The organism is Mycobacterium sp. NPDC006124 (assembly GCF_040614235.1).
Classification (GTDB): Bacteria; Actinomycetota; Actinomycetes; order Mycobacteriales; family Mycobacteriaceae; genus Mycobacterium.
In genome coordinates this window covers 71,849-82,428 of the sequence record NZ_JBEXUA010000012.1, presented here as the reverse complement: position 1 = coordinate 82,428, position 10,580 = coordinate 71,849, and the positions used below count along the sequence as shown (strand labels likewise).

At 66.9% G+C, this 10,580-nt stretch carries 11 protein-coding genes and 2 tRNA genes; 6 read left to right on the top strand and 7 right to left on the bottom strand.

Features of this window, described 5'->3' with window-relative positions; translation table 11 throughout:
- Window positions 1-190: 190 nt before the first annotated feature.
- The 5 genes from ABZ195_RS22050 to ABZ195_RS22030 all read right to left on the bottom strand — a co-directional run bounded on the left by ABZ195_RS22050 (window position 191) and on the right by ABZ195_RS22030 (window position 4,113).
- Window positions 191-1,015, bottom strand: coding sequence for a crotonase/enoyl-CoA hydratase family protein (locus ABZ195_RS22050; protein WP_355221523.1), 825 nt, complete (start codon window positions 1,013-1,015; stop codon window positions 191-193).
- A 32-nt stretch (window positions 1,016-1,047) separates the two neighbouring features.
- Window positions 1,048-1,461 (bottom strand): hypothetical protein, encoded by a 414-nt coding sequence (locus tag ABZ195_RS22045; protein ID WP_355221522.1) that lies wholly within the window; start codon window positions 1,459-1,461, stop codon window positions 1,048-1,050.
- Window positions 1,462-1,506: 45 nt separating this feature from the next.
- Complete coding sequence (locus tag ABZ195_RS22040) at window positions 1,507-2,478, bottom strand: IS481 family transposase (protein ID WP_355221520.1); 972 nt, start codon at window positions 2,476-2,478, stop codon at window positions 1,507-1,509.
- Between the two features lie 100 nt (window positions 2,479-2,578).
- On the bottom strand, window positions 2,579-3,052 hold the full coding sequence (locus ABZ195_RS22035; protein ID WP_355221518.1) for a DUF4334 domain-containing protein: 474 nt from the start codon (window positions 3,050-3,052) through the stop codon (window positions 2,579-2,581).
- Window positions 3,049-4,113, bottom strand: coding sequence for a pyridoxal phosphate-dependent aminotransferase (locus ABZ195_RS22030; protein WP_355221516.1), 1,065 nt, complete (start codon window positions 4,111-4,113; stop codon window positions 3,049-3,051). The genes ABZ195_RS22035 and ABZ195_RS22030 overlap by 4 nt, the downstream gene beginning before the upstream one ends.
- A 118-nt stretch (window positions 4,114-4,231) precedes the next feature.
- Here ABZ195_RS22030 and ABZ195_RS22025 point away from each other — a divergent pair.
- Both ABZ195_RS22025 and ABZ195_RS22020 read left to right on the top strand, forming a co-directional pair.
- Window positions 4,232-4,320, top strand: a tRNA-Ser gene (locus ABZ195_RS22025).
- Window positions 4,321-4,359: 39 nt separating this feature from the next.
- Window positions 4,360-4,432: transfer RNA gene (locus ABZ195_RS22020), tRNA-Arg, on the top strand.
- Between the two features lie 18 nt (window positions 4,433-4,450).
- On the opposite strand, the gene ABZ195_RS22015 is transcribed toward ABZ195_RS22020, so the two are convergent.
- A complete protein-coding gene (locus ABZ195_RS22015; RefSeq protein WP_355221514.1) occupies window positions 4,451-4,654 on the bottom strand; it encodes a hypothetical protein in 204 nt (67 codons plus the stop codon).
- Window positions 4,655-4,801: 147 nt separating this feature from the next.
- Here ABZ195_RS22015 and ABZ195_RS22010 point away from each other — a divergent pair, with 147 nt between their 5' ends.
- Both ABZ195_RS22010 and ABZ195_RS22005 read left to right on the top strand, forming a co-directional pair.
- Window positions 4,802-5,287 carry a M15 family metallopeptidase gene (locus tag ABZ195_RS22010; protein WP_355221512.1) on the top strand — a complete coding sequence of 162 codons (486 nt, stop codon included), beginning with the start codon at window positions 4,802-4,804 and terminating at the stop codon, window positions 5,285-5,287.
- A gap of 19 nt (window positions 5,288-5,306) precedes the next feature.
- The gene (locus ABZ195_RS22005) at window positions 5,307-5,693 is read left to right on the top strand and encodes a nuclear transport factor 2 family protein (protein WP_355221511.1); all 387 of its coding nucleotides are present in this window, start codon (window positions 5,307-5,309) and stop codon (window positions 5,691-5,693) included.
- Here the strand turns inward: ABZ195_RS22005 and ABZ195_RS22000 are convergent.
- On the bottom strand, window positions 5,659-8,016 hold the full coding sequence (locus ABZ195_RS22000; RefSeq protein ID WP_355221509.1) for a bifunctional diguanylate cyclase/phosphodiesterase: 2,358 nt from the start codon (window positions 8,014-8,016) through the stop codon (window positions 5,659-5,661). The two genes, ABZ195_RS22005 and ABZ195_RS22000, sit on opposite strands and share 35 nt — an antisense overlap.
- A 137-nt stretch (window positions 8,017-8,153) precedes the next feature.
- On the opposite strand from ABZ195_RS22000, the gene ABZ195_RS21995 reads away from it, so the two are divergent.
- Window positions 8,154-8,645 carry a metallophosphoesterase gene (locus ABZ195_RS21995; protein WP_355221507.1) on the top strand — a complete coding sequence of 164 codons (492 nt, stop codon included), beginning with the start codon at window positions 8,154-8,156 and terminating at the stop codon, window positions 8,643-8,645.
- A gap of 42 nt (window positions 8,646-8,687) precedes the next feature.
- Window positions 8,688-10,565 carry an alkyl sulfatase dimerization domain-containing protein gene (locus ABZ195_RS21990; RefSeq protein WP_355221505.1) on the top strand — a complete coding sequence of 626 codons (1,878 nt, stop codon included), beginning with the start codon at window positions 8,688-8,690 and terminating at the stop codon, window positions 10,563-10,565.
- Window positions 10,566-10,580: the final 15 nt, after the last annotated feature.

Here is a 10,580-nt window from a genome sequence, read left to right as displayed (position 1 = left end):
CCATGGTGCGGGTGAGGACCCCGATCGCGCCCGCGCCGCGGTGAGTCCTCCGGCTCCGGCCCGGCTCGAACGGGCAGCCACCCTCACCAATCGCGGGTAGGCCGCGCCCTTACCGGGTAGGCGCGACTTGGGCGGAGTCGAGGCTCGACAGTACGGATGCGGGTCGGCACGGGCAACGGAATTCCGAGCCCTACTCGCCGGTGAACTCCGGCGGCCGCTTGGCGAACATCGCCGAGATGCCCTCGGTCAGATCCTTGGAGGCGAGGAACGCCGAGTTCCACGCCGCCACATAGCGCAAACTCGCGGCGACCTGAGCGGTGCGCTGCTCGTCGAGGACGTCCTTGATGCCGCGCACCACCAGCGGCGGGTTGGCGGCGATTTCCCGAGCGGTCTCGTGTGCGGCGGCCAGCGAAGCCTCGGCGTCCGGATAGACGTCGTTGACCAGACCGATCTTCTCGGCGCGCGCGGCGTCGACGTCCTTTCCCGTCAACGCGAGTTCCCGCAGATGACCGTCGGCGAGGATGAGCGGGAGCCGCGCGAGGCTGCCGACGTCGGCGACCATGGCGAGCTTGACCTCGCGTACCGAGAACTTGGCGTCTGCGCTCGCATAGCGGACGTCGACGGCCGAGATCAGATCCACGCCGCCGCCGATGCACCAGCCGTGGATGGACGCGATGACCGGGGTGCGGCAATCCGCGACGGCGGTGATGGACGCCTGCATGGCCTTGAGTTCGGTGTGAAACTCGGTGCGCGGCTTGGCCATCGCGCCCTCGGCCAGTACCGGCGCCAGCGTGCCGCCCATGCTGGACAGATCCAGCCCGTAGCTGAAGTTCTTGCCCGACCCGGTGAGGACGATCGCCCGCACGTCGGGGTCGGCGTCGAGCCTGGTGAACGCCACCGGGAGTTCGGCCCAGAAGGCCGGTCCCATCGAGTTGCCCTTGCCCGGTCCGATCAGCGTCACGCGAGCGACGTGGTCGTCGACGTCGACGGTGAGGGATTCGTATGCATCGCCCATGGCTGGAAGGCTACGTCGCGGGAGTGTCGCTCTCAGGGCGGGGTCTCGCCGAGCAGGATCTCCGAGACCGTGCTGTCGGGCAGGAACGTGCAGACGGCGTCGGCCAGTGTCTTGGCGATGTCCGCCTCGTTCGGGCCGAGCACCGCGTTCTGATCCTTGAGGATCTCCTGGATCACGGCGGTGCGGCTCGCCTCGTCGAGGCCGACGTACTGCTCGCAGGTCAGGGCCAGCGCGTCCCCGGGTGGCGGGGCGGGGGACGACGGTCCTGGAGTGTTGGTGCGCGGAAGGGTCGGAAGGGTCGGAATGGGGCGCGACGACGTGGAGGTGCTCAGCGGCGGACCGGCCTCGGTGGTCATGGCCACCGTGCCCTCGGTGGTGCGATCGCAGCCCGCGACCGCGGCGGTGACCGCGACGAGCGCTGCGGCGACCAGAACGCGCGTCCTCATCCGACTGACGATAGGGGCTAGATGTTGTGACCTGAGACGTTGTTGTCAGGCGGCGAGCCGGCTGATGGGTGGTTTTCCACCTAGGGCGGAGTGGCCTCGTTGAGTGTTGTACCGGCGTAGGAATCGGTCAAGGCCTTGTGCGCGCAAGCTGTTGGACGCCCAGGCCCGGGTGTAGGCCCATTCGGTGAGCAGGGTGCGGTTGAAGCGTTCTGCCTTGCCGTTGGTCCAGGGGCAGCCGGGTTTGATGAATCGGCGTTTGAGTTGCCAGGCCACGCAGACCCAGGCCCAGTTGGTGCCGCGCCGGTAGACCAAGGCGTTGTCGGTGAGTAGGCGTCGCACCCGCACACCGCGGTCGGCGAACCAGGCCAAGGCTCGGTGCAGGAATTCAGCGCAGGTCGCGTCCTTCTCGTCGGGCAGGACCTCGCTGTAGGCCAACCGGGTGTAGTCGTCGATGGCCGTGTGGACGTAGTCGTAGCCGATCTTGATTCGCTTGTGCCGGTTGGCAACTGAGATTGCAGCATCACGGCCGTGTAGTCGCCACCCACCGCCGGTAGGGATGCGGCCAAGCTTCTTGACGTCGACGTGGACCAACGACCCGGGGGTGCGGTGTTCGTAGCGATTGGCACTGCGCCGCGAGGAGCGCATCGACTTTCCGGTGATCGGGTCTATCGCGGCCAGATGTGACACCTGGTGTCGTGCCAGGATCCGGCCGACCGTCGAGGGGGTCAGACCCAGTTCGGCGGCAAGGACTACAGCGCCGCGTTTGCGGCGTCGTCGGGCCGTGAGCACTTTCTGCTCGATCCGCGTGCTGGTGCGTTGCGGCATTCGGATCGGCCGCGAGCTGCGGTCGGCCAATGCCGCGTCGCCGCCTTCGTCGTAGCGGCGCAGCCACTTGTAGACCGTTGACCGCGAAATGCCCAGCTGTTCGGCGACATGCGCGGGCGGCCACCCGGCAGCGACACGCTCGATGATCAGCCGGCGAGCGAACAGGTTGGTACGAGCGTTAGCGTGGGACACGAGGACCTCCTACGGGTGAATGCCAGACACATCCACTCCGTCAGGAGGTCCTCCCAATTTCAAGCAGGCACGCCGTCAACAACCTGTCGGGTCACGACAGCTAGACGCGTTCCAGGTAGAAGTACAGGTGACGCGGTGAGCCGCTGCTGTCGTCGAGCGCGCCCTTGCCGTTCATGATGCCCATGACGGCGTTGTCGTCGACCTTCTTGAAGTGGTCGTGCACCGGGGCGCCGTCGTAGACCATCGAGGCCGTCACCTCGCCGCGGAACTCCTCGAGCCACAGGCTCGCCTCGCCCTTCATGGCCTCGGTGTTGGAGAACTTGTTCCCGTCCTCGTCGAGGCAGACCAGGGGTTTGGCGTCGGAGGCGGAGACGAACGTCTTGCCAAACCAGTTGAGCCGCGTCATGAATCCGTTGGCGCGATGGCCGGTGTCGAACTCACCGCCCTTCCACTCACCGATCATGAAGTCTACGGTGGCTGGTTGCAGGGTGTCCCAGAACGCGTCCAGGTCGGCGTCGGGGATCGTCTCGGTGCGTTCAATCAACGCGGCGAACGTCTTTCGCGCGGCACTCATCGTTGTCCCATCCACGTGGTGGCGAACTGAAGGAAGGCGTCGTTCTCGTGCGGCGCGGCTACGGTGACGCGCACACCGTCTCGACCATAGGGCCGCACCAGAATGCGGTCGTCGGCGGCACCGTTGACGAAGGCGTTGGTGTCCTCCCCCAGTGGCAGCCAGACGAAGTTCGCCTGCGACGGGGGCACGGTGAATCCGGCCTGGCGCAGCGTCGCGGTGACGCGGGCTCGCTCCTCGACGACGGCGTCGGTGCGTGCCAGCAACTCGTCGGCGGCGTCGATGGAGGCGATGGCCGCAGCCTGCGAGACGCTGGTCGCAGTGAAGGGCACGTAGACCTTGCTCAGCGCGGAGATGACGTCGGGATCGCCGACGGCGTAGCCGATGCGCAGGCCCGCGAGCCCGTAGGCCTTCGAGAAGGTGCGCAGCACGACGACGTTGCGGTGGTCGCGAACCAGGCCGAAGCTGTCGGGCAGCATGCCGTCGCGAATGTATTCGACGTAGGCCTCGTCCAGGACGATCAGGATGTCGCTGGGCACCGCCGCGACGAAACGGGCGAGTGCGTCGGGGTCGACGACGGTCGACGTCGGGTTGTTGGGATTGCAAATGAAGATCAGACGGGTGCGGTCGGTGATGGCGGCCAGCATTGCGTCGAGGTCGAAGGTGTGGTCGCTCAGCGGCACCTGCACCGGGGTGGCGCCGGCGGTGCGGACCTGCAGCGGGTAGATCTCGAAGCTGCGCCAGCCGTAGAGCACCTCGTCGCCGACGGTGGCGGTGATCTGGATCAGCTGTTGGCAGAGGCTGACCGAGCCGCAGCCGACCGAGATGTGCTCTGGTGCGAAGGCGCCACCGTCGAGATGCTTGGCGAGGCGTTCCTTCAGTTCGACGTACCCGTTGTCGGGGTAGCGGTTGATGCCGTCGGTAGCGGCCAGGATCGCGGCGCGCACGCTGGGCAGGGGACCGTCGACGGTCTCGTTGCTGGCGATCTTGATTGCGCCGGGCACCGTCTTGCCGGGTGTGTAGGCGGGCAGGTCGGCCAGTTCGGGTCGGAGACGGGCGGTCACGCGAACAGTCTAGGGGTGTCCGAGACGCTGCTTTGCCTTCGGCGGTGCCCCCTGTGTACGCTTCCTCCTCGGCGGTTCTGGGGATTGCTTTTAGGTCCGGTACCCTCGGGATCGGTCAGGAGGCGTGCCAGAGCGGCCGAATGGGACTCACTGCTAATGAGTTGTCCGTCTTAAAGCGGACCGGAGGTTCAAATCCTCTCGCCTCCGCCGCGGCTGACTCGCGTCAGCCGTACAACTGAATAGCACGCGCCCGTAGCTCAACGGATAGAGCATCTGACTACGGATCAGAAGGTTAGGGGTTCGAATCCCTTCGGGCGCACTCAGACTCCACTCGAAGTCACGGTCGCAACCGTGGCACGATCTTCACCCACAGGAGCCAGCACACGGCCAGTGCGGCCGGGTTGGCCAGCCAGAAGACGAACAACGCCCAGGCGTTTCCGATGGCAATCGCCACGATCACCGCCACGACCCAGTAGGCGACCGTGAACGGCAGCCAGTGAAATTGGCGGTGAGTACGCGGTCCATCGTCACTCGCGGACATTTGTAACGCTCCATCTTCTAGCCACGGGCGCCTCGTACTGGCAAATCCCCCCCAGCAGGACGTTACGGCAAATGTCGGTCGAGTCCCACCGGGAGCCTCGGACACCCCGGTTCGACGCCGCATCCGGTCGCTACGTACGGTCGGTCGATGCGAGCGATCGTTGTCGCGGTGGCGGTTCTCGTCGCCCTGTGGTGCAGTCCCGGGTTGGCAGGGGCCGATCCCGGCACCTCGCCCTTCGACGTCTCGGATCCGTCGATCGCAGGACTCGAACCGGCGCTACGCAGCGCCGTACAGAACGCGGCCACGGCGGCGGCCGGCGACGGGGTGACCATGACGATCACCTCGGGCTGGCGCTCGCCGGAATTTCAGCAGCAGCTCCTCGACGACGCCGTCCAGACCTACGGCAGTCTCTCCGCTGCGCGAAGATTCGTACAGACCCCGGAGATGTCGAAGCACGTCGTGGGGGAGGCCGTCGACGTCGGAGGTGCCGGAGCCGACCAGTGGCTCGAAGCCAACGGATCTCGCTTCGGACTCTGTCGGATCTACGCCAACGAGATCTGGCACTTCGAGCTGGCCGTCGACGCGACGGGTACCTGCCCACCGCTGCTGCCCGATGCCACCAGCCAGCGCTGACTGCTGCGAAGATGGGGCGATGACGTCTTCCGTGATCGAACGTTGGCACCGATTCATCGACGGCGGGCACGATCCGGCCGTGCTCGACGCCCTCCTCGACGATGCGGCGGTGTTCTACTCGCCGGCGGTGTTCACCCCGCAGGAGGGGCGACAGAAGACCACGGCCTACCTGATGGCGGCGGCGAAGATGTTCGGCGACACGGACTTCCACTACGTCGAGGAGTGGGTGGGGGAGCGTTCCGCGGTGCTGGAGTTCGCCGCCACCGTCGACGGCGTCTATGTCAACGGCATCGACCTGATCTCGTGGAACGACGACGACCGGATCGTGTCCTTCAAGGTGATGATGCGGCCGTTCAAGGGCCTTGCGGCCATCATGCCCAAGATGGCCGAGTTGCTGTCGCCGTAGTCGCGACGTCGAGCGGCGTGACCGGTCCCATACCGAGTTTGACGGCGTGCGCGGTCACGGGCCGGCTGAAGAAGTGGCCCTGGGCGAAGTCGCAGCCGTAGGTCTTCAGCATCGTCGCCGTCGCCTTGTCCTCGACCCCCTCGGCCACGCACGTCAGCCCGAAGTCGTTGGCCAAGTGCACCACGGACAACACGATGGACGCAGCTCGCTCGTCGTGCAGGATCGGCTTGACGAACTGCCGATCGAGCTTGAGCTCGTCGACCGGCAGCTCGTGGAGGTAGGTCATTGCGGCATAACCACTTCCGAAGTCGTCGATCGCGACCCGGACGCCGGCGCGGCGCAGCTCGTCCAGCACGGTCCTGGCTCGCGAGACACTGGCCACCAACGCGTCCTCGGTGATCTCGACGGTGAGCGTCTCGGGCGGCACGCCGTGGCGGGTCAGCGCCGACAGGACACGGTCCGGCAACGCCTCGTCGTCCAGCGAGGGCGCCGAGACGTTCACCGAGACAGGCAGGCTCACCCCCGCCTCCAGCCAATCGGCGGCATCGGTCAGCGCTCGCTCGAGCACGAAGTCGGTGAGCGCCTCCATCAAACCGCTCTCCCGGGCCAGCGGTAAGAAGTCCGCGGGTTCCAGCAGCCCCAATCGCGGGTGCGGCCAACGAATCAACGCCTCGACGCCAACAGGCGACCACGTCTCGAGGCTGACCTTCGGTTGGTAGACCAGACTCAGCTCGTGGTCGTCGACTGCTCGTCGCAGGTCGGCCAGGAACTCGATGCGGGCGACGCCGCCATGGGATCCGAGCCGCTCACGCTGGCTGGGCAGGTCCAACTCGGTGGCGTCCTGGCGCATGTCCGCCGTGAAGCTGCGCACCCCAACGTGAGCCCGCTTGGCCGAGTACATCGCCAGATCCGCGCGATTGAACAGTTCCTCGGCCGGGACGTCCGCCTCGGCCGTGGCCGTCGCCAGACCGACGCTCAATCGCACGTCGACCGGTCGACCGTCGACGACGAACGGTTCGTCCATCGCCCGCATCACGCGCTCGGCCATCTGCTCCGCCACCGCGGGTGCGTCCTCGACGAGGATGGCGAACTCGTCGCCTCCGAGGCGGGCGACGGTGTCGCCGGGACGCACGACGGACTGGATGCGCTCACCCACACTTTGGAGCAATTCGTCACCGACGGGGTGGCCGAGGCTGTCGTTCACCAGCTTGAAGTCGTCGACGTCGGCGACCAACACAGCGACGGCGGCACCGGTGCGGCCACGCAGTTGCATGGCGTGGGCCAGCCGGTCGGTGAACAGCGCCCGGTTGGCCAGTCCGGTCAGCGGATCGCGCAACGCCATGTCGGCGACGGTGGCCAGCAGCCGCCTGTTCTCCTCCAGCAGGAGGAACTGGCGGATCAGCGCGGCGAGGGTCATCGCGATGCCTGCTGCCAGGACGGGTGTCAAAACGTTGTCCGTGTGCCACACACCGGTGTCGATGAAGACGATGCCGAGGGCAAAGGGCACCGGGACGTAGGGCAGCCACAGTGAGTGGACCGGCATCACCGAAGGCGAGCGTTGGCCAAACCGAGGATTGCCAGTGGCACACAGAGCGGCAACGCCAATGAGGTACATGCCCGTCGCCCAGCCCGCGATGATCGCCACGCTGAACGGAAGTGCCCCCGCAGAGACGAAGATCATCGCGGTGTCCGCCAGTGTGACCGCCGCGAAGGCACCCGCGATGAGCGCCGGCACCAAGCGCCGTCCCGCAGGCGCCCTGGCCAGCAACAGCACAGCCATGGTGATCGCGGCAGTGTCCGCCACCGGGTAGGCGATGGACAGTGCGAGGGCCGGTCCCGTCACGTCGCCGCTGGTCAAGAGGTCGCTGAGCACAAGTGTCCACACGACCATGAACAGCGACGTCCCACCGATCACGCCGTCGAGGAGCAAGCGGAGCCCGACGCGACCGTCACGATTGCTCGGCACGAAGGCTGCCGCGAGCCACGCACCGACGGGCAGCAGCAGGAATCCGAAGTCGGCCACGGTGCCGTAGTGGGGCGTCACCCCCTCGATCACGCCGTAGTACGTCCAGTAGAGGGTCCCCAACGTCCACCCGGCGCAGCCGACTGCAAGGGAGATCCACGCGATCCGTTGTTTGCCAAGGGTTCGCCGCGCCGTCAGGATCGTGCAGGTCAGGGCGAAGAGGGTGGCCACGAGTTCGCCGATTTGCATCAGCACGAGCGTCGTTCTCGGCTCGCCGTGGGCGAAGTTCAGCAGCACGACGAAGACGACGAGCGCGACGGTCGCAGCGGCGATCGTCACATCCCGCGTTCGTCTCGTCATCGGGCCCCCATGGTCGATCACGACGCCAGCTGCTTGACATCATCCGGTCGACCTTGGGCCAAGAGTAACTCGTCGTCCAGCTTTGAGGCCAGCAACGCAATGGTTGGTTCTGCCGAATTTCGATTACCGTGATCTACGTGGAGCTTTTGCTGATCGCCGACACCCACCTGCCAAAGCGCGCGAAGGACCTCCCCGCCTCGGTGTGGGAGCGCGTGAGCAGGGCGGACGTGGTGTTCCACGCCGGCGACTGGGTGGTGCCGGCGCTCCTCGACGAGCTGGAGGCCCGGGCCAGCCGACTGGTGGGTTGCTGGGGCAACAACGACGGGGACGAGTTGCGGCAACGTTTGCCCGAGCGTGCCGACGTCGAACTCGAGGGAGTGCGATTCGCCGTCGTCCACGAGACGGGGCCGTCGGCGGGTCGAGACCAGCGGATGGCGAAGCTCTACCCCGACGTCGACGTGTTGGTGTTCGGTCACAGCCACATCCCCTGGGACGCCACCGCGGACACCGGCCTGCGACTGCTCAACCCCGGCTCCCCGACCGACCGGCGCCGCCAACCCTTCTGCACCTACATGACCGCGACGGTGCACGACGCGGTGCTGTCGGATGTCACACTGCACCGCGTGTGAATTCCGCCTCCGCCGCCATCGGGTGATGGCAGGGTCACCGGCATGGAACAGAAGCCGCCCACCGCCGTCATCGAGACAGTCCACGCCGAGCACCTGAGCAGCCTTCCGTTGGGCGACACGCGAGACTTCGCCGACGCCGACCGCGGCTTCGTCGCCGCCCTCCAACCGTGCGTGGTCAAGGCCGCCGACGGCCGCGTGGTGTGGGACAACGACGTCTACTCCTTCCTCACCGGGGACGCGCCGACCTCCGTGCATCCCAGCCTGTGGCGGCAGTCGACGCTGGCGGCCAAGCAGGGCCTCTACGAGGTGGTCCCGGGTGTGTACCAGGTCCGCGGACTCGACCTGTCCAACATCAGCTTCATCGAGGGCGACACCGGCGTCATCGTGATCGACCCGCTGGTCTCCACCGAGACCGCTGCCGCCGCGCTCGGTCTGTACCGGGCGCACCGCGGAGATCGCCCCGTCACCGCGGTCATCTACACCCACAGCCACGTCGACCACTTCGGTGGCGTCTTGGGCGTGACGACACAGGCCGACGTCGACGCCGGAAGGGTGGAGGTCATCGCGCCCGCCGGCTTCATCGAACACGCGGTGCAGGAGAACGTCTACGCGGGCACGGCGATGACGCGGCGCGCGGGCTACATGTATGGCACCGTGCTGGCCCGCGGGCCGCAGGGTCAGGTCGGTTGCGGTCTGGGGCAGACTCCGTCCACCGGTGAGGTGGCCGTCATCGTGCCGACCGTCGACGTGGCCGCCACGGGCGAGACGCGTGTCGTCGACGGCGTCGAGATCGAATTTCAGATGGCGCCTGGCACCGAGGCGCCGGCGGAGATGCACTTCTACTTCCCGCGGTACCGGGCCCTGTGCATGGCCGAGAATGCAACCCACAACCTGCACAACCTGCTGACGTTGCGCGGTGCGCTCGTACGCGATCCGCACGCCTGGTCGGGCTACTTGACCGAGGCGATCGAGTCGTTCGCCGACCGGACCGACGTCGTGTTCGCCTCCCATCACTGGCCGACCTGGGGTGAGGAGCGCATCGTCGAATTCCTCTCGCTCCAAAGGGATTTGTACGCCTATCTGCACGACCAGACGCTGCGGCTGCTCAACCAGGGCCACACCGGCATCGAGATCGCCGAGACGTTCCAGATGCCGCCTGCGCTGCACGAGGCCTGGCACACCCACGGGTACTACGGCTCGGTAAGCCACAACGTCAAGGCCGTCTACCAGCGCTACATGGGTTGGTTCGACGGCAACCCAGCCCGGCTCTGGCAGCACCCGCCCGAGTCGATCGGACCGCGGTACGTGTCGGCGATGGGTGGCCTGGACCGCGTAGTGGAGATCGCACAGAAGGCCTTCGACGATGGCGACTTCCGTTGGGCGGCAACATTGCTCGACCATGCAATCTTCACCGACGAGAACCATCGGGGCGCCCGGGCGCTGTACGCCGACACGCTGGAGCAGATGGCGTACGGCGCCGAGAACGCGACCTGGCGCAACTTCTTCCTCGGTGGGGCCACCGAGTTGAGGGAGGGCAACTTCGGCACCCCGGCGCAGACGACGTCGCTGTCGCTGCTGTCCCAGCTGACCCCGGAGCAGATGTTCGACAGCTTCGCCATCAGCGTCAACGGTCCCAAGGCCTGGGGGCTGGACCTCGCGCTCGACGTCACCTTCGAGGATCTGGGCGCCAACTACCGCTTGACGCTTCGCAACGGGGTGTTGGTGTACCGCAGGACGTCCGCGGACGCCGGGTCCGCTACGGCGACCATCACCGTGGCGAACAAGTTGCGGCTCTTGACGTTCGCCACCGGAGACGCCGACTCGCCCGGAATCCAGATCTCCGGTGACGCCTCGGCGATGGCCTCGCTGCTCGACGTGCTGGATCGGCCGGACCCCAACTTCGCCATCGTCACCCCCTAACCCCCTAGCCCACGC